This window comes from Nocardiopsis baichengensis YIM 90130 (genome assembly GCF_000341205.1).
In the GTDB taxonomy this organism is placed as follows: domain Bacteria; phylum Actinomycetota; class Actinomycetes; order Streptosporangiales; family Streptosporangiaceae; genus Nocardiopsis_A; species Nocardiopsis_A halophila.
Genome location: NZ_ANAS01000005.1, coordinates 417,790 through 438,554, shown reverse-complemented (window position 1 = coordinate 438,554; position 20,765 = coordinate 417,790). Strand labels below are relative to the sequence as shown.

Below are 20,765 nucleotides of genomic sequence, written 5' to 3'. Positions count from 1 at the left end.
CCGCATCTGCGGCGGGAGGCGCGGGGCGGGGTCAGGTCGGGTACACGCAGGTCGCGCAGACCTGGTCGGACGAGGTGCAGCAGGCGTCGACCGCCGTGGGGCACGCGGTGATCGCGCACCCGATGCACATGAACCACCCGCTGCACCCGGCGCACAGCGCGCACCCGCCCAGACCGAGGACGCACTGCCAGGTCGCCTCCCAGTTGCACTGGCTGGTGAGGTGCTTCTCGCCGCACGTGTTGGCCGGTCCGCATGAGAGGTTGCAGCCTCCACAGGGGTCGTCGTTGAGCACGTTGAGGTCGTTGTCCTCCACGGGGGAGGGGACGTCGCCGTTGACGCTGTGCGCCACCGTGGAGAGCCTCGGATGGTCGTCGGTGGAGCCGTGCTCGACGTGGAGGCGGTGCACCTGGGTCTGCACGCCGTCCACGGGTTCGTTGAGCATGCGGACGTGCACGAGCACGTTCTGCTCGTGCTGGTAGAGCAGGACGCCGGTCTCGGTGATGCCGTCGCCGCGGTCGATCTCGACCCCGTAGGCCTCGAGCTCTCCGGCGGGCGGGGCCGTCCGGCCGGTGGCCTCGTCGGCCTCGCGGACCGGAACCTCGTCGATCGAGGCGGGGGCGGCCGCGCGCGGTCCCACCACGGAGCGGGTCTCGGCCACGTTGCCGAAGTCCCTCGTCTTCAGTCCCCGCCGGACGGCCTCGGCCAGGCGGTCACCGCCGAGCCGCCGGACGTCGCCGGAGTCGGCGTCGGTCATCGAGGCGCGCGGACCGGTGTCGGCCGCGGCGGCGCTTCCCGTCTTCATGAGCATCCCCAGCCCGACGAAGGAGCCCACCGCACCGCGCAGGAAGGCGCTGCGGCTGAGTCGGGACGTCTTGGCCCTGGTGTTGCTCAGAGCGTTCCCGCCCAGCGCGCCGAGGATGCGCCAGGTCGTCCCGGCGTCGAGGTGGCGTGCCAGGACGGGCGCGATCTGCCAGCCGACCCACGCCTCGACGGTCTCGTCGCCTTCGGTTCCGACCCGGACCAGGGTGGGGGCCCACGGCGCGCCGTCGCCGAGCGCTCTGCTGCGCCATTCCCGCATTCGCGGGGAGCGCAGTGATACGACCTCGATATGTGCGCCCGCCTCGCGCCGGATGGAGCGGGCGATATTGGAGCAGTCGATGCACGAGGCGTCGTAGCCGAGGAAGAGGAGGCCGTTCTTGTCCGTCATGTGTGCTCCTGTCCCAACGCGGTGTCCGCAGGTCGGGACAGTTTCGTCATCTCCTGCCCGGGCGCAACAAGGGCCCGTTGTATAACATTGCAATATAAATAGGGGTCAAACGCCTCATAGTGGAAATATCGCTAAGGCATCGCCCGCGGGGCCCACCGGGTCCGTTCCGTCCGGCAGGAAGGGGCGGCGCGGCCGGCCGATCATCGCACCCTCCCCTTCCCGCGTTCCGGTCCGCTACTTCTCGGCGGAGCGGCGGTAGGTGTTCGCCACGGTGCCCTTGTCGTTGTGGGTGGTCGACACCAGTTCGAACTTCCGCAGGCCTCCGTCCTCGGGGAAGACGCTCTTGCCGCCGCCGAGCACCACCGGCATCTGCAGCAGCCGCAGCTCGTCGACCAGGTCCTCGCTGATCAGGGCGCGTGCGAGGGTGGGGCTGCCCATGACGACCAGGTCGCCGCCGTCGGACTCGCGGAGCTTGCGGATGTGGGCCAGTGCCTCCGACCCGGGGATGCGGGTGGTGTTGTTCCAGGTCAGGTCGGAGTCGTTCAGGGTCTCGGTCACGACGAACTTCTTGATCGCGTTCATCGTGTCGGCGAACGGGTCGCCGGCGCGCCCTGGCCAGGCGGACGCCATGGTCTGCCAGGTGCGGCGCCCGTAGAGGAGTGCGTCGGCGTTCTCCAGCGCCCTGTCGAAGGCACCGCCGACGATCTCAGGGTCGAAGAAGTCGAAGGTCCACCCGCCGTGGGCGAAGCCGCCGTCGGTGTCCTCCTTGGGGCCGCCGGGGGCCTGGACCACTCCGTCGAGGCTGATGAATTCGATGACGAGGATGCGCATGGGGCTTGCCCTTCTCGTTGAGGTGTCGCCAATGATGACGGCGGCGCGGGGGAAAAGTCATCGCTCTTCCGGGCAAAGCCTCGGCGGGCGGTGCCGTGCAGCGCCGATGAGGGGGGCCGCCCCTGCGGGTCCTTAGGGGGAGACCGCCCGGAGCGGGCGGAACCGACCTGAGGAGGTACGGCCGATGAGCGCTGGGACGAGCAGAGTCGTCGTGGACATCTCCATGTCCTTGGAGGGGTACGTCACCGCTCCCGGGCCCGACATGGAGCATGGTCTGGGGCGCGGCGGCGAGGTCCTGCACGAGTGGGCGATGTCCGAGCGCACCGAGGCCGACGCGGCTCTGTTGGACGAGGCCGCCGCCACTGGTGCGGTCGTCATGGGGCGGCGCCTGTTCGATTTCGTCGATGGGCCCAACGGATGGCACGGCGATCTGGGATACGGGGGCGAGCGCGACCAGTCCTCCCAGCCGCCGTACTTCGTCGTCACCCGTAAGGCGCCCGAGACCCGGCGCCTTTCAGGGGACTTCACCTTCGTCACCTCAGGCATCGCCGACGCCGTCGCGCAGGCACGGGTCGCCGCCGACAGGAAGAACGTCGTGGTCATGGGCGGAGCGAGCGTGTGCGCCCAGGCGGTCGGTGCGGGGCTCGCCGACCGGCTCCGCGTCCACATCGCCCCGGTGCTTCTCGGAGGCGGGACCCCGCTCTTCGAGCACCTCGGTACCGGCCCGATCCCCCTTGAGGCCGAAGAGGTCGTGCAGACGCCGCGCGCGGTGCACGTCACCTACCGGGTCGGCAAGTAGGAGGAGACCCGGTCCTGGAGACGCAGAGGGCCGCCCCGGGACGTGTCCCGGGGCGGCCCCGTTCCTGCATTCCCACCGGCCTCTGCGGAGTGTGGGAGTCAGGCCTTCCGCCGCTTACGGGCGGCGACCAGGGCCGCGCCGCCGGCGCCGATCAGCGCGACCGCGCCGGCCACCAGAAGGCCCAGGTCGGACCCGGTGACGGGCAGGCCGCCGTCGGAGTCCGACCCCTCGGAACCGTCCGGCTTGTTCTGCTCGTCCGGGTTCCCCGGCTCGGCGGGCGTGCTCGGCTCGCCCGGCTCGTTCGGCTCCCCGGTCTCGTCGGGGGTCTCCGGCTCCTCGGTCTCGCCGGGCTCCGTCGGCTCGGGCTCGTTCGGCTCCTCGGAGCCGTCCGGCTCCTCCGGGGTCGGGGTCCCGGGCTCGCAGTCGAACTCCGGCGCACCGGTCCACGGGTAGTTGTGGCTCTCGTTGCCGGAGCCGTGCGTGGTGACGTCGCCGCCGAAGTACAGGCGGCCGTTGGTGCTGGCGGTGATGTCCGCCGAGGCCTCCGGGGCCAGGACCGAGCCCATGAAGGAGCCGCCGCTGCCGAGGCTCACCGAAGGCGCGTCGGTGAAGTTGTACAGGATGCGCGAGGCGGCCTCGCCGAACAGCGCGGACCCGTACCCGTCGACGCGCTCGCCCTTGTAGGAGGTGTACAGCGGGTCGATGGAGACGGCGTCGCCGCCCTCGACGTTGACCAGGACCGCCGCGTCCTCGGGGAGGGAGGCGCCGAAGACGAACTCCGAGGCGCCGTCGAGGTCGGCGGCGGCGATCTCGAAGACCTGGAGGCCTCCCCCGCCCGTGCTGGTGAAGGTGACCCGGGCGCCGCTGCGCTCGGCCGTCCCGGTCGGCTCCAGCGCGCCCAGCTCGCCGGACTGTGAGGACAGCGTCGCCGCGAACCCGTGGAAGGGCCCCAGCGCCTCCTGCGCGCCGATCCCGGTCCGCAGGTCGCCGCCGTTCGTCTCCAGGGTGCCGCGCTCGTCGAGCGCCCCGCCGACCCGGACGGCCCCGCCGCTGCCGGAACCGGAGGAGACGGCGTGCCCGACGTCGACGGTCGTCCCCTCGCCGACGGCCATGTCGCCGCCGACCGTGAGCATGGCCTGGCCGGGCGTGGGGTGGATGCCCGAGCCGACGCCGACGCGTCCGACGTTGTAGACGCCGCCGGACGCCTTGTCGAACTCGGCGTCGCCCTTGACCACGAGGAGGCCCTCGGCCTCCGCCGAGCCGCCGGTGGCGGTGTAGTCCCCGCCGGCGAAGAGCGCGACGTTGTTGTCGGTGAACGTCGGCTCGTTGCCGATCCCGGGCATCCCGCCGTCGGCGGGGCACTCCGGTGCGGGCTGCGCCGTCGCGGGCGCCGCCGTCGCCGCCCCGCTCCCGGCCAGGAGCAGGGCCGTCGAGACGGCCAGCGTTCCCGTGCCCCAGGACGCGAACTGCTTGAAGGTCATGTCTTCCTCAGACGCTCGGTCGAGCGCGCGGACCGTGCGGTCCCCGCGTGCGATGCGGACGGTGCGGGCCGGTGTAGGCCGGGGCGGCGGTGCCGCCGCGCACCCCTCCGACGGTGCGCCCTTCGGCCCGTTCGGCGTCGGTCGGCGGCGGCTCGGCCCTCACGCGGGGGAAGCGGCCCGGCCGCCCCGGTGCGGCCGCGGGGCCGGGAGCGATCGCGGGCACCGACGCCGCGCGGCCCCACTCGGGAAGGCCCTGCCCCGAGAAACGGGCAAGGTTCCTTCCTAATTCGGGTCGACCTTATCGAGTCCGGACGGATGCCACCAAGTCCGACGAACCGGGCGCCCTTCCCGGCGGTTCGGCGACGCCGCGACGCCGCGACGCCGGGCCGTAGCGCGGACGTGTGCCCCTGCCCCGGTGCGCGCGCCGTGTTCGACGTGAAACATCGGGTCACGCGGCCGCGGCCGCCGCCCAGGGGTACGTGTCCGCGGCGCCCGAGGGCCGCGTCCGCCGACCCTCCTGACGAACCCCCGTCAAGAACGCCCCGTCGCCGTTGGAAGCCCGCGGACCCGGGCGTACCGTTCCCGCATGGAGACGCACACCCCCGACGCCCACCGCCCCTTCGCGCCCCTCCCCGGTCCTGCCGAGGCCTTCATCCGCGACCTGCCCAAGGTCGAACTCCACGTGCACCTCGAAGGCTCCATGCGGCCCGCGACCCTGTTCGACCTCGCCCGCCGCAACGGGGTCGAGGGCATCCCCGGCACGCTGGAAGCGGTCCGCGACTGGTACGCCTTCACCGACTTCCCGCACTTCATCGACGTCTACCTGGCCTCCGTGGCGACCCTGCGCAGCGAGGACGACTTCGCGCTGCTGGCCGGCGACGTCGCCGACACGCTCGCCGCGCAGAACGTGCGCTATGCCGAGGTCCACGTCAGCCTCTACGCGCACCTGATGCGGGGCGTCGACGCGCGCACGGTCTTCTCCGGCATCGAGCGCGCACGCGTGCGGGCCGCCCGCGAGCACGGCATCGAGCTGCGGTGGATCCCCGACTTCCCCGGCGACTACGGGGTGGAGAGCGGGGAGGAGACCCTCGACGCCGTGCTCGCCCACGGCCCGGACAGTGTCATCGGGTTCGGCGTCGGCGGGATCGAGGTCCCGCGGACCCCCTTCGCCGACCTGTTCGCCGGCGCGCGCAAGGCCGGGCTGCGCAGCCTGCCCCACGCCGGCGAGGTCGGCGGCGTCGAGCGCGTCCGCGAGGCGCTCGACGACCTGGCGGCCGAGCGCCTCGGACACGGCATCCAGGCGATGGAGGACCCGGAGCTGGTGGCGCGCCTGCGCGACGAGCGCGTCCCGGTCGACGTGTCCCCCACCTCGAACCTGCGCACGCGCGCTGTCGAGAGCATCGCCGGCCACCCCCTGCCCCGAATGCTCGACGCAGGGCTGCTGGCCACGCTCAACAGCGACGACCCGCCGATGTTCGGAACCGACCTCACGGGGGAGTACCGGACCGCCCACCGGCTCGGACTGGACTTGCCGACCCTCGCGCTCCTAGCACGCAACGGGGTGGACGCGTCCTTTATGGACGGCACCCGAAAGACCGGCCTCAAGGCGGAGATCGACGAGGTCCTCGCGCGCTACACGGCCTGACCGCTCCCGCGGTCGCCCATCGCTCCGGGAGCACGTCACCCCGGAGGCACGGCCGACAGGTCCACAGGGCACGCTCCCCTGAGGCCCTCCCACTCGGAGAGGGCGGAGTCGGCGGCCTCGCCCTCATAGGGAACGGGCACCCCGCCCTGCAGTTGCGCGGGTGTCCACTCGTCGCCGATCACCCTGCCGTCCTGGAACCTCAGGGTGAGCACCCCGCTCTGGGCCGTCGGTCCGCTGTGGTTGTAGAAGACGAAGTTGCCCAGGCCGTAGTGGACATAGCCGCCGGGCATGTATCCGCCGGGGGACAGCACATGCGCATGCCCGCCCACGATCGCGTCGGCGCCCGCGTCCATGAGGGCCCGTGCCAGTTCCGAGGCGTGCGGGAGGGGGCAGTGGTCGCCCTCCAGTCCCCAGTGCAGGAACACCACGACGGTGTCCGCGTCCTCAGCGGCGTCGGAGACGGCGCTCAGCAGCCGGTCGCGCATCTCGGCCTTGGCGGAGGCCAGGCCCGGCTTGTCGCCGTCGGCGGTCCAGGACTCCATCAGGTGCCCGTCGAGCACGTCCGTCGCGCCGAGCAGGGCGACGGTGTCGCCGCCGAGCTCCACGGTGTGCGGGGCGTAGGCCTCCTCCTCGTCGCGGCCCGCCCCCACCACGGGGAAGTCGGCGTCCTCGGCGTTGGAGAGGGTGTCCTCCAGCCCGTCGGCGCCGTAGTCCATGCCGTGGTTGTTGGCGACGGTGGCCGCGTCCACGCCCGCGGCGTCCAGGGCGTCGAAGGCGGTCGCCGGGGCCCGGAACCGGAACTGCTTGGCGGGCGCGGGGGTCCCGCCCTCGGTGACGGCCGTCTCCAGGTTCACCATCGCCAGGTCCGCATCGGAGAGCGTGTCGGCGATCGGGCCCATCGCCGTGTCGGGATCGGAGTCCAGGCGGCCGCGGAGCATCCCCTCGAAATGGACGTCGCCGCCGAATGCGATGGAGTAGGGCTCCTTGGACGGCTCGGGCTCGGGTTCGGAAGAGGGGCTGCCGTCGCCGTCCTCGGCGCGTTCCAGGTCGCCGGTCGCGGGGCTGCACGACGCGGCGAGCGAGGCGGACAGGAGGAGAGCGGCTGCCGTCGTTCGCTTCATGGGCGGTCCACACCTCGGGGGTCGGTCGGGGCGGCGGGGTCCCGCGCCCGTCGTTCTCTGCCCGGTGGGACGGCTCCGGTCGGGGCGGGGTGTACGTCCGGATGCGGCCACCGGTGGTGTGGGAGAACCGTATGCGCGCAGTGATAAGACCGTTGCCGTCTGTGTCACACCGTGTTCAAGTCTTCATCCAAGGGTCTGTTGGCCGTGACCGTCTTACCTGGGCAGTAGCTGTTCGGGCGGCCCGCGCCCGGTTCTCTCTGGATGGGGTCAGTTTCTTGATCTATTCCAGATTGTGTCCTAGAGTGGCCGCCATGGACGACGCGAAGGGCCTCCGATCGGCCGGGCTGCGGGTGACCGCGGCGCGGCTGGCGATCCTTCAGGTGGTGCGCGAGGGGAACCACCTCCACGCCGAGCGGGTCGCCGCGGGCGTGCGCGGACGGGTCGGCCACGTGTCGACCCAGGCGGTCTACGACTCGCTGCACGCGCTCACCCGGGCCGGCCTGCTCCGGCACATCGAGCCGGCCGGCTCCCCGGCCCGCTACGAGGTCCGCGTCGGGGACAACCACCACCACCTGGTGTGCCGCTCCTGCGGGGCGGTCACCGACGTCGACTGCACCGTCGGCGAGGCCCCGTGCCTGGCCCCCTCGGACGCCCAGGGGTACGCGGTCGACGAGGCCGAGGTGGTGTTCTGGGGCGTCTGTCCGAAGTGCCGAGCGGAGGACGCGAGCCCGGAGCGGGCGCACGCGGGGGCGAGCCCTCCCGCGTGATCCGCACCGGCCTCCGCCGAGGCCGGCCACGGGGCGCCCGCGCCCCAACGAGGCCAACGTTGAACTTCGAAAGGTGTGAGCAGTGACCGCTCCCTACAGCACGGACGATGCCGGCCACCCGGTCCCGAGTGACGGCCTCTCCCAGTCGGTGGGCCCCAACGGCCCGCTGCTGCTCCAGGACCACTTCCTGATCCAGAAGATGGCCCACTTCAACCGCGAGCGGGTGCCCGAGCGGGTCGTGCACGCCAAGGGCGGCGGCGCCTTCGGTGAGCTGGAGGTCACCGAGGACGTCAGCAAGTACACCAAGGCGGACCTGTTCCAGAAGGGCAAGAAGACCCCGCTGCTCCTGCGCTTCTCCACCGTCGCCGGTGAGCTGGGCAGCGCCGACACCGCCCGCGACCCGCGCGGTTTCGCGATCAAGTTCTACACCGAGCACGGCAACTACGACATCGTCGGCAACAACACGCCGATCTTCTTCATCCGCGACCCCTCGAAGTTCTCGGACTTCATCCACTCGCAGAAGCGCCGCGCCGACAACCAGCTGCGCGACAACAACATGCAGTGGGACTTCTGGACCCTCAACCCCGAGTCGGCGCACCAGGTCTCGTTCCTGATGACCGACCGCGGGACGCCGCGCACCTGGCGGCACATGCACGGCTACGGCAGCCACACCTTCATGTGGTACAACGAGGCCGGCGAGCGGTTCTGGGTGAAGTACCACTTCAGGTCCGACCAGGGCGTGGAGAACCTCACCGCCGAGGAGGCCAAGCGCCTCGAGGCCGAGGACCCCGACTTCCACCGCCGCGACCTGTGGCAGGCCATCGAGCGCGGGGACAACCCCTCGTGGACCGTCAAGGTCCAGGTCATGCCCTTCGAGGACGCGAAGGACTACCGGTTCAACCCCTTCGACCTGACCAAGGTGTGGCCGCACGAGGACTACCCCGAGATCACGGTCGGGAAGTTCACCCTGAACCGGAACCCGAAGAACTACTTCGCCGAGATCGAGCAGGCCGCGTTCGAGCCCAGCAACCTCGTCCCGGGCATCGCCATGAGCCCCGACAAGATGCTGCAGGGCCGCCTGTTCTCCTACCCGGACACCCACCGCTACCGCATCGGCCCGAACTACAACCAGCTGCCGGTCAACGCCCCGGTCTCGCCGGTCCGCAGCTACAACCTCGACGGCCCGATGACCTACCAGAACCAGGCGGACCCGGTGTACGCCCCGAACACCGCCGGCGGCCCGACCGAGGCCCCGGAGCTGTACGCGGCCGAGGGCTTCGAGGTCGGCGGCGAGATGGTCCGCTCGGCCTATGAGCTGCACAAGGAGGACGACGACTTCTCCCAGGCCCGGACGCTGTGGGAGAAGGTCCTCACCGAGTCCGAGCGCACCAACATGGTGGGCAACATCGTCGGCCACGCCTCGGCCCCCGAGGTCACCGACGACATGAAGAAGCGCGTGGTCGAGTACTGGACCAACGTCCACCCCGACCTGGGCGCCGGAGTCGCCAAGGGCCTGGGCGTGCAGTCCTGACCCCGGCCGGCCCCGCCGGCCCACCGCTCCCGGTCGGTCCGACCCTGCACCTGGACCGGCAGGGCACGCCCCGGAGCGCGGACTTCGTCCGCGTTCCGGGGCATTTTCGTGTTTCGCGGGAAAATGGAGAAGAGATGCTTCCTGTCGGAATCGTCCGTCTCGGTGCGGGAGGTGCGCAGGAAACGGCGAGGTAAAAAACAGGGCGCGTTCCCGCTTTCGCGTGAGCCGAAAACCGCCCCCGTGTCCTGCGTATTGTTGCTCAGAGTAGTAACGGACATACGGTGTGCACACACGGCAACCTCGTGATTTTCTGAAAAGCCCCGGCGAGCGCAGGGCGCCTCCTCTAGCGTTGCCTGGCAACGGAACGGGCGGACCAGCCCGCCGTTCACGGCTCCGCATTCGCCCCGCACCCCGGGGCGCACCCCGAACGCACCGCGGAGCCCCGTCGTGTCGGCGGTTCACCGCACCCGCTCCCGAGTGCACTGCGGCATGGATTGTTCACTCTGTGTAGTTAATCGTGAAAGGCCATCCCTCGATATGCGCAAGCGGCTGACCACCACGACCACCCTCGCCCTGCTGACCGCCGGCTTCGCCGGCGCTCCGTTCGCCGCCGCGTGGGCCGACCCCGTGACCGACGGCTCCGGCGGCGTGGCCTCGGGCAACCAGATCAACGTCCCCGCCGACGTCGAGGCGGACATCTGCGGCAACGCGCTGTCGGTGCTGGGCATCTCCAAGGCGCAGTGCACCGAGGTCTCCAAGACCCTCTACGCCGCGAGCGACGAAGGCTCCGCGAGCCCGAAGACCGACGGCTCGGGGGGCGTGGCCTCGGGCAACCAGATCAACATCCCGGTGGACGCCGCTCTGGACGTGTGCGGCAACTCGGCCGCGGTCGGCGGCGTCTCCAAGGCGGACTGCACCAAGGTCGTGAAGGAACTCGCCGAGGAGTCCGACGGCTCCGCGAGCCCGAAGACCGACGGCTCGGGCGGCGTGGCCTCCGGAAACCAGATCAACATCCCCGTCGACGCCGCGATCAGCGTCTGCGGGAACTCGGTGGCGGTGCTGGGCACCTCCGAGTCCGAGTGCACCACCGTGATCAACTACATCACCTCCTCGCCCGACAACGAGGACGCGCCGGAGACCGACGGGTCCGGCGGCGTGGCCTCGGGCAACCAGATCAACATCCCCGTCGACGCGGCCGTGGAGATCTGCGGCAACGCCGTGTCCGTCCTGGGCGTGGCCAAGGCCGAGTGCATGGAGAAGGTCGGCCACGAGGACGGCGGCGACGGCGGCGACGGTTCCGACGGGGACGACGGTTCCGACGGCGGCGACGGCTCCGACGGGGACGACGGCTCCGACGGCGGCGACGGCGGCGACGGCGGGAAGGACGACGACAAGGACGAGCAGAAGGACGACGGCGGCGACGGCGGCAAGGACGACGACAAGGGCGAGGGCGGCGAGGACGACTCCTCGACCGGCGGCGGCCAGGACGGCGGCGACGAGAAGAAGGCCGCGGCCGAGGAGGACGACCTGCTGCCCGTGACCGGTACCGCGCTGGGCGGAATGGTGGCCGCGGCGGTCGCGGCCGTCGGCGCCGGCGCGGGCGCGATGGCGCTGGCCCGCAAGAAGCGCCGGGCGGCCGCCGCGCACGCCGCGGAGTAGAGGCGCAGGGCGAGGAGAGGAAGTAGAGGAAGAGGACGGGCCCCGCCGGGGACGGACCGCGCGCGGGCGCATACCCCGGGCCGCTGCAAGGCGGCCCGGGGTATCTCATAGCCTCGAAGACGTGCTCCGAGTCCTGTTGTCCAAGCGCATGCTGGCGTTCCACGCGCTGGTACTGGTCGTCGTCCCCTCCTTCATCTGGCTGGGGTTCTGGCAGCTGGACCGGTGGGAGGAGAAGTCGGCGGCGGCGCGGCTGCAGGAGGAGAACCTCGCCGCCGATCCGGTCCCGGTGGAGGAGCTGGACGCCGTCGGCGCCGAGATCGACCCGGACGACCGGTGGCGGCGGGTCACCGCGACCGGCACCTACGACCCCGGGAACGAGCTGCTGGTGCGCAACCGGGACGGCTCCCAGGGGGTCGGCCTGCACGTGCTCACCCCCCTGGTGACCGAGGACGGGGCGGCGCTGCTGGTCAACCGGGGGTGGATCCCGCAGCCGCCCACGTCGACCGCCGAGCCGGAGGTCCCGCCCGCCCCTGAGGGGGAGGTCACCGTCACCGCGCGGCTGCACTACAGCGAGACGCCGGAGAACACCGGCGTCCGGGACCGGGGCGGCCTGCCCGAAGGGCAGATCATGCTCATCGACGTCGATGAGCTCGCCGAGGACCTGCCCTATCCGGTCTATGGCGGCTACGGCGACCTCACCGAGCAGGACCCGCCGTCCGGCCCGTCCCCGGAGCATGTGGCGGCGCCGGAGACCAACACCGGGATGAACCTGTCGTACGCGGTGCAGTGGTGGGTGTTCACGGTCATCGCGATCGTCGGCTGGATCGTCCTGATGCGCCGGGAGGTCGGCGACGCGGAGCGCGCGGCGGGCGCGACCGGTACGGACGGGGCCGGGGACGGCGGAGGTGCCGTGGACACCGGCGCGGCCCCTCATGAGCCTCATGAGCCTCATGAGCCTCATGAGCCACAGGAGTCGGTCGGCCACGACGCCCCGGGGTGAACCCCGGGGAGGCCGCGCCGTCGGTCACTCGTCGATCGGAACCCCCGTCACTTGGCCGAAGATCCCCGCGTTCAGGGTGAGCTCGGTGACGTCCTCAGGCGGGGCCGTCAGGTAGAAGTACGCGTACTGCGTCGAGCCCGGCGCGACCGCGGGCGGCCACTCCACGGAGCTGACCCCGTGGTTGGTCGAGAGCGACGTGTCGCGCCGGACGGTCGGGTAGACCGTCCCGGTCTGCGGGTCCATCGCGGTGAAGGAGAAGCGCTGGGACCCGCCGAACGGGTTGCGCGTCGAGGGGAGTTCGTCGCCCTCGTGCGTCGTCTCGATGCGGCCCACGAGGAAGGCGCCGTCCCTGTAGAAGGGGTAGACGCGCATCGTCCAGTCGTGTCGGCGGTCGCCGTTGAACCGGTACTCCTCCTCCGCGGTCACCTCGGCGGCCGGCTCCTCGTCCGAGGCGTCCCGGAAGCCGGCGGGCCCGCCCGCGTCGGCCGGGTCGATCTCCAGCATCTCCTTCTCGGTGCCGGCCTCTTCCCGCGACTCGGAGGCGGCCTCCTCCTTGAAGGCGTAGGAGATCTCCACGCGCCGGTTCTGCGCGCGCGCCCAGGCGTCGTCGTCCCCGCCCTCACGCTCCACGGGATCGCTCGACCCCATGCCCTCGGTCTCGTACACGTAGTCCGCGCCCAGCTCCTCTTCCAGCACCGCCCGGACGGCCTCGGCGCGCTCTTCGGAGAGCTTGTCGTTGTAGTCGTCGTCGCCGATGCCGTCGGTGTGGCCGGTGACGGTGATCGGCGGCTTCTCGGGGTCGGCGCGCTCGCGGGTCTCCTCGATCACGTCCTTGAGGATCGAGCGCGCGTTCTCGGTCAGTTCGGCCTCGTCGAACGCGAAGAGCACGTCGGCGCGGAGGGCGACCGTCTCCTCCTCGGAGTCGCGTTCCCTGTCGCTGACCACGGTCTCGACCGGGGAGAGGATCTTGTCCGCGGCCCCGTCGTCGGGGGACGGGGCGCCCTCGGTGACGGGGACGGTGACGTGGTTCCCTTCGGCGGGCCAGCCGTCGCCGGCGTCCTCGGGCAGAGCGCTCGGGTACTCCTCCGGCTCGCCCTCGGTGACGGGGACCCCTGCGAACTCGCCGATGCCGCCGGGGGCCTCGACGGTGACCCGCTCAGGATCGCCCTCCAAGGGCGGGAGGTACACCGCCATCTCGTAGGTGACCCCGGGGTTCCACAACTGATCGCGGTCGAAGTCCTCGAGGTCGGGACCGATCTCCTCGTAGGGCGCGTAGCGCACCTGTCCCACCGGGTCGAGGATGCGGAACCATCGGGGGTCCATGGGATTGGTGGCGGAGCCGTCGGTGATCTCCCGGTCCTCGACGTTGGTGTACTCGACGGTGAGGCGGGTGCGGTCGTCGAGGCGGGCGACCTCCTTCACCTCCACGCGCGCGCGGAGGTACTTGTCCCAGCTGCCCGCATAGCCCTCGCGGACGAACCCGTCGTCCTCACCGGCGCCTTCCGAACCGGTGCCCTGCGGACCGCCCTCGGCTCCGCCCTCTCCGCCGAAGAGGCCGCAGCCGCCGACCATGAGCACCCCTGCGGACAGGGTGGACACGAGCGGGAGGAGGCGGGGAATGGGGCGCGGCATGTCGGGCTCCGTTCCGTGGGGAATGCGTCACCATTCGTAGACGCTCGGGGCCGCCGCTCGGTTCTGCCCGACTCTTCGGTGGCCGCATGCGGCGGCCGGCCGCCGATCGGACGCCCAGAGGTCCGGGACGTCCGCTTCGTTCGCCCTGCCAGGGGGAATGCAGCAGAGCACTTGCCCCGGACCGGCCCACATGCGCGCTGGCGCCGAATTAGAGTGTGCGCGTACCTGCTGCTGGAACGGAGGGGCCATGGGCGAATCGCGCGCTCCAGGGACGGTGAGGCCGGGAGGGCGGACCGCCCGGACGCGCGCGGCCGCTCTGCGTGCCGCCGTCGACATCCTGGTGGAGAAGGGCTTCTCCGGGCTCGACCTGGCCGAGGTCGCCGAGCGTGCGAAGGTGGGCCGCACCACCGTGTACCGCCGGTGGGGGACCGCGGCGGGGCTGGTCGCCGACCTGCTGTCCGACCTGGCCGTCCCCGCCCTGCCCCAGGGCGAGACCGGCAGCTTCGAGGGCGACCTGCGGGCCAACGCCCTTCGGGTGCGCGACCACCTGGTCCACCCGCGGCAGGGGCCGCTGTTCAAGGCCGTCGTCGCCGCGGCGACCTGCGACGCGCGCGCGGCCGAGGCGCTGCGCCGCCTCCAGCGGGTGCGGGTGGCCGACTGGGGGCCGTGCGTGGTCCGGGCCGCCGAGCGGGGTGAGGTGCCGCACGGCACCGACCCCGAGGAGGTGGCGCGCGCGGTGTCGGCACCGCTGTACCACCGCGTGCTGGCCGACTGCGGGCCGATCGGCCGGGAGGCGGCGGAGCGCGCCGCGCGGGCGGCGGCCGCGGCGGCGCGGGCGGGTGCGTACGTACGATGATGCGGTGACGAATGACCCGTTTGTCCGAGTCCGTGGTGCGCGGGTGCACAACCTGCGCTCCGTCGACGTCGCCGTGCCGCGCGACGCCCTGGCCGCGTTCACCGGGGTGTCCGGGTCGGGCAAGTCCTCGCTGGCCTTCGGCACCCTCTACGCCGAGGCGCAGCAGCGCTACCTGGAGTCGGTCGCCCCGTACGCCCGGCGCCTCCTGCAGCAGGTCGGCGCACCCGACGCGGACGCGATCACCGGCCTCCCGCCGGCGGTGGCCCTGAGCCAGCGCCGCGCCGCCCCCTCGGCGCGCTCGTCGGTGGGCACCATCGCGCTGCTGTCCAACTCGCTGCGGATGCTGATGTCCCGGGCGGGCGCGTACCCGCCGGGCGCGCCGCGCCTGGACTCCGACGCCTTCTCGCCCAACACCGCGGCCGGGGCGTGCCCGGGGTGCGAGGGCATGGGGGAGGTCCTGGACGCCACGGAGCGGTCCATGGTGCCCGACCCCTCGCTGAGCATCCGGGAGGGCGCGGTGGCGTGCTGGCCCGGAGGGTGGATGGGCAAGAACCTGCGGGAGATCCTGGAGTCGCTGGGGTACGACGTCGACGCCCCCTGGCGCGACCTTCCCCAGGACGCGCGCGACTGGATCCTGTTCACCGACGAGCAGCCGGTGGTCACCGTGCACCCCGTCCGGGAGGCGCACCGCATCCAGCGCCCCTACCAGGGCACGTTCTCCAGCGCGAAGCGCTTGGTGATGAAGGCCTACGCCGCCTCGAAGAGCGAGGCCCGCCGGGACAAGGCCGCACGGTTCCTCACGAAGTCGCCGTGCCCGGAGTGCGGAGGGCACAGGCTCCGTGCGGAGGCGCTCGCGGTGACCTTCGCCGGCCGCACCATGCCCGAGCTGGCGTCCCTTCCGCTGTCCGAGCTGGCCGACCTCCTCGACCCCTACGCGCGCGAGGGAGAAGGAGCGTCCGGTGTCCTGGCCGCCGACGTGGCCGCGCGGATCCGGGTGCTGGAACGCCTGGGGCTCGGCTACCTGAGCGTCGGACGGCCCGCACCGACGCTGTCCGCGGGGGAGCTGCAGCGCCTGCGCCTGGGGACCCAGCTGCGGTCCGGGCTCTTCGGCGTCGTCTACGTCCTCGATGAGCCGTCCGCCGGGCTGCACCCCGCCGACACCGAGGCGCTGATGGAGGTGCTGACCGGTCTGAAGGAGTCGGGCAACAGCGTCTTCCTCGTCGAGCACGACATGGACGTGGTGCGCCGGGCCGACTGGGTGGTGGACGTCGGTCCCGGCGCGGGGAGCCGGGGCGGCCGTGTGCTCTACAGCGGACCGGTGGACGGGCTGGCCGAGGCCGAGGAGTCGGCGACGCGCCCCTACCTGTTCTCCCGGAAGGGCGGTCGGACCCGCGGCCGAGCCCCGTCCGGCTGGCTGAAGCTGCGCGGGGTGCGCCGCAACAACCTGCGGGACCTGGACGCCGACGTTCCGCTGGGCGCGTTCACCGCCCTCACCGGGGTGTCCGGAGCCGGAAAGACGTCGCTTCTGCGCGAGCTGGCGGGCGGCGGCGAGGGCGTCGACCGGGTCGTGGAGGTCGACCAGCGGCCCATCGGGCGGACGCCGCGCTCCAACCCCGCGACCTACACGGGCATGTTCGACGCGGTGCGCAAGCTCTTCGCGTCGACGGACCGGGCACGGGAGCTGGGGTACGGGGCGGGGCGCTTCTCCTTCAACGTGGACGGCGGCCGGTGCGCCACGTGCCAGGGGGAGGGGTTCGTCTCCGTCGAACTGCTCTTCCTGCCCAGCAGCTATGCGCCGTGCCCGGAGTGCAAGGGCGCGCGCTACAACCCGGACACCCTCCAGGTCGCCTATGCGGGGAGGAACATCGCCCAGGTGCTGGAGATGACGGTGGAGGAGGCGGCGGGGTTCTTCTCCGACGTCCCGGCGGCGGCCCGTCCGCTCCGCGCCCTGGCCGAGGTCGGGGTCGGCTACCTCAGGCTCGGGCAGCCGGCCACCGAACTGTCGGGCGGGGAGGCGCAGCGGATCAAGCTGGCGTCCGAACTCCAGCGCGCGCGGCGAGGCCACACCCTCTATCTTCTGGACGAGCCCACCACCGGGCTCCATCCTCAGGACCGGGACCTGCTGGCGGAACGCCTGCACGAGCTGGTGGACGGCGGGGCGACGGTGGTCGTCGCGGAGCACGACATGGACGTCGCCGCGGGGGCGGACCACGTCATCGACCTCGGCCCGGGCGGCGGCGACGCCGGCGGGACCATCGTCGCTCAGGGGACACCGCGCGAAGTCGCCGAGTCCGCAACGGGAAGGACGGGCCCCTTCCTTCGCGGCCATCTGTGAGTATGGCGCCATGAGCGACGAGATGACCCGCGTGGCGCGACGCTCGACGGGTCCTGAGGAGAGTGCACGCGCGAACCGCATCTGGTGGGACGGGGCCGCCGACGAGTACCAGGACGAGCACGGGGACTTCCTGGGGGACAGCTCGTTCGTGTGGGGACCGGAGGGCCTTACCGAGGAGGAGGCACGGCTCCTCGGGCCGGCCGAGCGCCTGAAGGGGGCGCGCGTCCTGGAAGTGGGATGCGGCGCGGCACAATGCGCCCGCTGGCTCCGCGCCCAGGGGGCGCGCGTGGTCGGCGTGGACGTGGCGTTCCGGCAGCTCCAGCACTCCCACCGCATCGACGTGAACGAGGGGGCGCCCCCGGTCCCGGTGGCCCAGGCCGACGCCCAGCACCTCCCCTTCGCCGACGCGTCCTTCGAGATCGTGTGCTCGGCTTTCGGAGGCTTCCCCTTCGTCCCGGACGCCCGGGCGGCGGTCGCCGAGAGCGCGCGGGTTCTCAGGCCCGGAGGCCGGCTGGTGTTCTCGGTGACGCACCCCGCGCGGTGGATGTTCCCGGACGACCCCACACCGGCGGGGATGTCGGTCGTCCAGTCCTACTTCGACCGGAGGCCCTACGTCGAGGAGGACCCCTCCGGGCGGGCGGTGTACGTGGAGCACCACCACACCATGGGCGACTGGATCGGGGCGGTCGCCGGAGCCGGCCTGCGCCTGACCGGCCTCACCGAACCCGAGTGGCCCGAAGAGAACACCGCCGTCTGGGGAGGCTGGGGCCCCTACCGCGGCCGGTACGTCCCCGGCACCGCGATCTTCACCGCCGAGAAGTGACCCTTCCGCCGCCCCTGAGGAATCGAGGCAGCATGAAGCTCAAGCTGGACCTCCACGACATCTACAACAAGAACCGCGACATCGACCGGGCCTTGGCCGACATCATCGACGAGGCCCTGCGCAAGAAGGCCAAGTCGATAGAGATCATCCCGGGCAAGGGTTCGGGCCAACTGAAGAAGCGCGTCCTGAGATACCTCGACCAGAAAGAGGTCAAGGACAAATACCACCGCGTGGAGAAGGACGGCAAGAACTTCGGCCGCCTGTTCGTCCACTTCAAGCACTGACTTCGGCTCCACCGGCCTGTCTCGGGCCGGGCCGGGGGGCGACCGGGGCGGGGAAGGACATCGGCTCCCTTGAGCGCCGATGCGTCGGCTCCCCGAGGCAGGAGGGAACGAGTACTCACGCTCGTTCCTGCGTCAGTCCTGCTGCGGGTAGTAGAGAATCCGGGCTCGGTGACCTGCCGCCTTTTCGAGTTTTGCGTCGTCTGTAAGAAGCGGAAGCTCCAAGGCTTCTGCGAGTGCGACGTACATGGCGTCGTAGGCGGTGAGGTTGTCCCGCAGCTCGTGCGCGCGGAATTGGAGCTGCTGCATCGGATGGCGCGTGATGTGCAGCCCCTGATACCGGTCAAGCATCGTCCGTGCCCGCTGCTCCGTGATCCTCACGTTGGTCTTGCTCGTGATGGACAGCCCGCGAACCACGCTGGACACCTCTGCGTCGATCAGTGCGGGGGCGTGCACTCGGCGGGTGAGGCGACGGCGCAGCAGGTCGTCGTCCCTGCGGGCGGCCAGCAGCCTGATCACGATCGAACAGTCGACGACATAGCTCACCGGCGGCCGTCCGACCTGAACTCCCGGAGGTCCTCCTCCGTGTAGTCGATCGGTTCGTCCTGGGACAGGCGCGCCATGACTTCGTCGAGTTCCGGCAGGGACGCCTCTTCGAGGATCAATTCGCGAAGATAGGCCGCCAGTGACAGGCCTTTGCGAGCGGCTCTCGCCTTAAGGGTCTCCACCGCTTCGGCCGGGACGTCCCGGACCTGGACCACCGTCGTCTCAGCCATGAAACGAGTCTAGCATGCATAGTGCATGCGTCTTCGGGGTGGAGATGGCGGCGCCGTCGATCATCGGACGGCACCGGGGTGTGCGGCCGCCCCGGTCGGCGCCGGGTGGGGCGGGACGACCGCTGTGGGAGTGTGGGGCGCCTCTGGGATCTTTCGGGAGCGCCCCCTCGGGGGGTGCGGTCTCTCCCTGAACATGGCGTAATACGCGAATTACGCTGGTGGCATGTCCAAAGTTCGGATCAGCATCAGCCTCGAATCGGGCCAGGCCGATCGGATCAGGTCGCACGCGGAGCGTGGGGGGATGGACCTCTCGGCCTATCTGGTGAACGCCGCGACGCGGCAGATGGCCGAGACCGAGGCGGCCGAGGCCGAGTTCGCGGGCATCGACGCGCTGATCGCCGATGCCGAGGGGCGCGCGGGGGCCCACGCGTCTGCCGAGGTCGAGGACGATTCCCTGCCGGTGGACGATCGCCGTGCTGTCGATGAGGCGATGGGCCTGGTCTACGGTGCCGACGAGGCCGCTCCCCGTGGCCGTGGTGGGGTGGCGTGAGCATCCGCGTCCCCGTGTACGGCACGGGGATGCTCATCGGCCTGGCGGATCGCAAGGCGAAGGCCGTCCAGATGCACCAGGGGCTCGCCGGCACCCGGCATCGCGCCATCGTTCCAAGTCCCGTCCTGGCTCAGGTATGGCATCCCGATCCGGCGACGGTTCACACCATGAGCGCGGTCCCCAAGGAATGCACGGTGCCCCAGGCCCGCTCCTCACCGGCCGCGCTCCGCCCCACGGCGGCGGGCCAGGCCGAGTGCATCGCTTGCGCGACCGCTCCTGACACCACCGACTGGCGACGGATCGGGGCCGTGCTGGGCGAGGCGGACCCACCTGCAAAGAAGCGATCGGACACGGTGGACGCACTCGTCGCCTGGACTGCGGTGAAGCACCGAAGCGCGGTCGTGTTCACCAGCGACCCGCGGGACATCAGCGCCTATATCGAAGCGATCGGCGCCGAGGACGTGCACGTCCTCGCGGTATGAGGAGAGCAGCAGCGCCGTCGGTGGAAGCGCCTACGCGGTGAAGAACTCGATCAGCGCTCGCGCGACCTCGTCCGGGGCGTTCTCTGTGGGGATGTGGGCCGCCTCCGGGATGCGTACCAGGGTGGTCTCCGGGATCTCCGAGTCGAACCGTTCGGCGTACTCCACCCCCTGGAACCCGTCGTCCTCGCCCCACACCAGCAGCTTGGGAACCGGGGACGCGCGCAGGGCGGGGACCAGGTCGAGGGTGTACCTGCTGTCGGCCGCGCCTGCCAGGGCCATCCAGGAGCGGCGTACGCGTGCCTCGGTCCACGGGGCCAGGTAGTCGGCGATCAGCTCTTCGGTCGCGGCGCCTGCCAGGGCGGCCGTCACCACCCGCCGGCGTGCGGACAAGAACTCCTCCGAAGTGGTCGCCGCGGCCACCTCCGGGTCGCGGAACCTGGCCACCGCCGGCACCGGCCACGAGTCGTAGGTGACCGAGTTGACCAGGGCCAGCCGGGACACCCCCGACCCGCCGCGGGCCAGCAGGTGCTGGGCGACCGCGCCGCCGATGTCGTGGCCGGCCAGGGCGAACGGTCCGGAGATGTCCAGCGCCGAAGCGAACTCCTCCACGCGGTCGGCTAGGGCCGGGACCGACGCCGTCTCCAGGGTCAGCTCCCCGTCCGAGCGCCCCAGGCCCGGGAAGTCGAGCGCGAACGGCCGCAGGCCCGCCTCGGCGAGGTGCGGCAGCACCGGCCGCCAGACCCGGCTCCAGTACGTCCCGTGCAGCAGGAGCACCGGCGGGCCCTCCTGCCCGGCGGTGAGGTAGCTGACCACCGTGTCGCCGACGCGGACGGTCGACCGCCGCACGCGCGCCTCCGCACTCACCTGCGCGTCCGTCTTCGTGGATCCGTTCATGCGGCCACTGTGGCCGAGGTGCGGCCCCGCCGCCGAGAGTCCGGAAAGACACCTGTGGGTACTTTTCCGCCATGAGCCTTGATCGTCTGGAGGCA

The 20,765-nt window shown here is 71.6% G+C and carries 20 protein-coding genes; 12 read left to right on the top strand and 8 right to left on the bottom strand.

The window, feature by feature from the left end; translation table 11 throughout:
• Positions 1–31: 31 nt before the first annotated feature.
• Positions 32–1,207 carry a hypothetical protein gene (locus C892_RS0105580; RefSeq protein ID WP_017556425.1) on the bottom strand — a complete coding sequence of 392 codons (1,176 nt, stop codon included), beginning with the start codon at positions 1,205–1,207 and terminating at the stop codon, positions 32–34.
• A 234-nt stretch (positions 1,208–1,441) separates the two neighbouring features.
• Positions 1,442–2,038, bottom strand: coding sequence for a dihydrofolate reductase family protein (locus tag C892_RS0105575; RefSeq protein WP_017556424.1), 597 nt, complete (start codon positions 2,036–2,038; stop codon positions 1,442–1,444).
• A 184-nt stretch (positions 2,039–2,222) separates the two neighbouring features.
• Here C892_RS0105575 and C892_RS0105570 point away from each other — a divergent pair, with 184 nt between their 5' ends.
• Positions 2,223–2,837, top strand: a complete 615-nt coding sequence (locus C892_RS0105570; RefSeq protein WP_017556423.1) for a dihydrofolate reductase family protein — start codon at positions 2,223–2,225, stop codon at positions 2,835–2,837.
• A 98-nt stretch (positions 2,838–2,935) separates the two neighbouring features.
• Here C892_RS0105570 and C892_RS0105565 read toward each other — a convergent pair whose 3' ends face one another.
• On the bottom strand, positions 2,936–4,318 hold the full coding sequence (locus tag C892_RS0105565) for a choice-of-anchor A family protein (protein WP_017556422.1): 1,383 nt from the start codon (positions 4,316–4,318) through the stop codon (positions 2,936–2,938).
• A gap of 586 nt (positions 4,319–4,904) precedes the next feature.
• Between C892_RS0105565 and add the strand changes: the two genes are divergently transcribed.
• Positions 4,905–5,963 carry an adenosine deaminase gene (gene add / locus C892_RS0105560; RefSeq protein WP_017556421.1) on the top strand — a complete coding sequence of 353 codons (1,059 nt, stop codon included), beginning with the start codon at positions 4,905–4,907 and terminating at the stop codon, positions 5,961–5,963.
• Between the two features lie 35 nt (positions 5,964–5,998).
• On the opposite strand, the gene C892_RS0105555 is transcribed toward add, so the two are convergent.
• Positions 5,999–7,084 (bottom strand): CapA family protein, encoded by a 1,086-nt coding sequence (locus C892_RS0105555; protein ID WP_017556420.1) that lies wholly within the window; start codon positions 7,082–7,084, stop codon positions 5,999–6,001.
• A gap of 311 nt (positions 7,085–7,395) precedes the next feature.
• Between C892_RS0105555 and C892_RS0105550 the strand changes: the two genes are divergently transcribed.
• The 4 genes from C892_RS0105550 (at position 7,396) to C892_RS0105535 (ending at position 12,041) form a co-directional block, all read left to right on the top strand.
• Entirely contained in the window at positions 7,396–7,851 is a 456-nt protein-coding gene (locus tag C892_RS0105550; protein WP_051060482.1) for a Fur family transcriptional regulator, read from the top strand.
• Between the two features lie 82 nt (positions 7,852–7,933).
• Positions 7,934–9,382, top strand: a complete 1,449-nt coding sequence (locus tag C892_RS0105545) for a catalase (RefSeq protein ID WP_017556418.1) — start codon at positions 7,934–7,936, stop codon at positions 9,380–9,382.
• 537 nt (positions 9,383–9,919) lie between these two features.
• Positions 9,920–11,041 carry a chaplin family protein gene (locus tag C892_RS0105540; RefSeq protein ID WP_017556417.1) on the top strand — a complete coding sequence of 374 codons (1,122 nt, stop codon included), beginning with the start codon at positions 9,920–9,922 and terminating at the stop codon, positions 11,039–11,041.
• Between the two features lie 121 nt (positions 11,042–11,162).
• Positions 11,163–12,041 (top strand): SURF1 family cytochrome oxidase biogenesis protein, encoded by an 879-nt coding sequence (locus C892_RS0105535; RefSeq protein ID WP_338040831.1) that lies wholly within the window; start codon positions 11,163–11,165, stop codon positions 12,039–12,041.
• A 24-nt stretch (positions 12,042–12,065) separates the two neighbouring features.
• Here C892_RS0105535 and C892_RS0105530 read toward each other — a convergent pair whose 3' ends face one another.
• The gene (locus C892_RS0105530) at positions 12,066–13,673 is read right to left on the bottom strand and encodes an OmpA family protein (protein WP_017556415.1); all 1,608 of its coding nucleotides are present in this window, start codon (positions 13,671–13,673) and stop codon (positions 12,066–12,068) included.
• 247 nt (positions 13,674–13,920) lie between these two features.
• Between C892_RS0105530 and C892_RS0105525 the strand changes: the two genes are divergently transcribed.
• The 4 genes from C892_RS0105525 to C892_RS0105510 are packed head-to-tail and all read left to right on the top strand — an operon-like array spanning position 13,921 to position 17,971.
• Positions 13,921–14,529, top strand: a complete 609-nt coding sequence (locus tag C892_RS0105525; RefSeq protein ID WP_026124147.1) for a TetR/AcrR family transcriptional regulator — start codon at positions 13,921–13,923, stop codon at positions 14,527–14,529.
• Positions 14,530–14,572: 43 nt separating this feature from the next.
• A complete protein-coding gene (locus C892_RS0105520) occupies positions 14,573–16,864 on the top strand; it encodes an ATP-binding cassette domain-containing protein (RefSeq protein WP_017556414.1) in 2,292 nt (763 codons plus the stop codon).
• A gap of 10 nt (positions 16,865–16,874) precedes the next feature.
• On the top strand, positions 16,875–17,687 hold the full coding sequence (locus C892_RS0105515; protein ID WP_017556413.1) for a class I SAM-dependent methyltransferase: 813 nt from the start codon (positions 16,875–16,877) through the stop codon (positions 17,685–17,687).
• Between the two features lie 32 nt (positions 17,688–17,719).
• Positions 17,720–17,971: a Smr/MutS family protein gene (locus C892_RS0105510; protein ID WP_017539753.1), complete on the top strand. Its 252-nt coding sequence runs from the start codon at positions 17,720–17,722 to the stop codon at positions 17,969–17,971.
• 132 nt (positions 17,972–18,103) lie between these two features.
• Here C892_RS0105510 and C892_RS0105505 read toward each other — a convergent pair whose 3' ends face one another.
• Together C892_RS0105505 and C892_RS0105500 are read right to left on the bottom strand one after the other, a co-directional pair.
• Positions 18,104–18,514: a type II toxin-antitoxin system VapC family toxin gene (locus C892_RS0105505; RefSeq protein WP_017556412.1), complete on the bottom strand. Its 411-nt coding sequence runs from the start codon at positions 18,512–18,514 to the stop codon at positions 18,104–18,106.
• On the bottom strand, positions 18,511–18,744 hold the full coding sequence (locus tag C892_RS0105500; protein ID WP_017556411.1) for a FitA-like ribbon-helix-helix domain-containing protein: 234 nt from the start codon (positions 18,742–18,744) through the stop codon (positions 18,511–18,513). Before C892_RS0105500 ends, C892_RS0105505 begins: the two co-directional genes overlap by 4 nt.
• 223 nt (positions 18,745–18,967) lie before the next feature.
• On the opposite strand from C892_RS0105500, the gene C892_RS0105495 reads away from it, so the two are divergent.
• Both C892_RS0105495 and C892_RS0105490 read left to right on the top strand, forming a co-directional pair.
• Positions 18,968–19,294, top strand: coding sequence for a hypothetical protein (locus tag C892_RS0105495; RefSeq protein ID WP_017556410.1), 327 nt, complete (start codon positions 18,968–18,970; stop codon positions 19,292–19,294).
• Complete coding sequence (locus C892_RS0105490) at positions 19,291–19,776, top strand: hypothetical protein (protein ID WP_017556409.1); 486 nt, start codon at positions 19,291–19,293, stop codon at positions 19,774–19,776. Before C892_RS0105495 ends, C892_RS0105490 begins: the two co-directional genes overlap by 4 nt.
• Positions 19,777–19,806: 30 nt before the next feature.
• Here C892_RS0105490 and C892_RS0105485 read toward each other — a convergent pair whose 3' ends face one another.
• Positions 19,807–20,670 (bottom strand): alpha/beta fold hydrolase, encoded by an 864-nt coding sequence (locus C892_RS0105485; protein ID WP_239647269.1) that lies wholly within the window; start codon positions 20,668–20,670, stop codon positions 19,807–19,809.
• Positions 20,671–20,765 lie beyond the last annotated feature (95 nt).

Bases quoted from the DNA above. Each gene is read 5' to 3' on its own strand.
- C892_RS0105580 (WP_017556425.1), bottom strand. From the start codon at position 1,207: ATGACGGACAAGAACGGCCTCCTCTTCCTCGGCTACGACGCCTCGTGC.
- C892_RS0105575 (WP_017556424.1), bottom strand. From the start codon at position 2,038: ATGCGCATCCTCGTCATCGAATTCATCAGCCTCGACGGAGTGGTCCAG.
- C892_RS0105570 (WP_017556423.1), top strand. From the start codon at position 2,223: ATGAGCGCTGGGACGAGCAGAGTCGTCGTGGACATCTCCATGTCCTTG.
- C892_RS0105565 (WP_017556422.1), bottom strand. From the start codon at position 4,318: ATGACCTTCAAGCAGTTCGCGTCCTGGGGCACGGGAACGCTGGCCGTC.
- add (WP_017556421.1), top strand. From the start codon at position 4,905: ATGGAGACGCACACCCCCGACGCCCACCGCCCCTTCGCGCCCCTCCCC.
- C892_RS0105555 (WP_017556420.1), bottom strand. From the start codon at position 7,084: ATGAAGCGAACGACGGCAGCCGCTCTCCTCCTGTCCGCCTCGCTCGCC.
- C892_RS0105550 (WP_051060482.1), top strand. From the start codon at position 7,396: ATGGACGACGCGAAGGGCCTCCGATCGGCCGGGCTGCGGGTGACCGCG.
- C892_RS0105540 (WP_017556417.1), top strand. From the start codon at position 9,920: ATGCGCAAGCGGCTGACCACCACGACCACCCTCGCCCTGCTGACCGCC.
- C892_RS0105530 (WP_017556415.1), bottom strand. From the start codon at position 13,673: ATGCCGCGCCCCATTCCCCGCCTCCTCCCGCTCGTGTCCACCCTGTCC.
- C892_RS0105525 (WP_026124147.1), top strand. From the start codon at position 13,921: ATGGGCGAATCGCGCGCTCCAGGGACGGTGAGGCCGGGAGGGCGGACC.
- C892_RS0105515 (WP_017556413.1), top strand. From the start codon at position 16,875: ATGAGCGACGAGATGACCCGCGTGGCGCGACGCTCGACGGGTCCTGAG.
- C892_RS0105510 (WP_017539753.1), top strand. From the start codon at position 17,720: ATGAAGCTCAAGCTGGACCTCCACGACATCTACAACAAGAACCGCGAC.
- C892_RS0105500 (WP_017556411.1), bottom strand. From the start codon at position 18,744: ATGGCTGAGACGACGGTGGTCCAGGTCCGGGACGTCCCGGCCGAAGCG.
- C892_RS0105495 (WP_017556410.1), top strand. From the start codon at position 18,968: ATGTCCAAAGTTCGGATCAGCATCAGCCTCGAATCGGGCCAGGCCGAT.
- C892_RS0105485 (WP_239647269.1), bottom strand. From the start codon at position 20,670: ATGAACGGATCCACGAAGACGGACGCGCAGGTGAGTGCGGAGGCGCGC.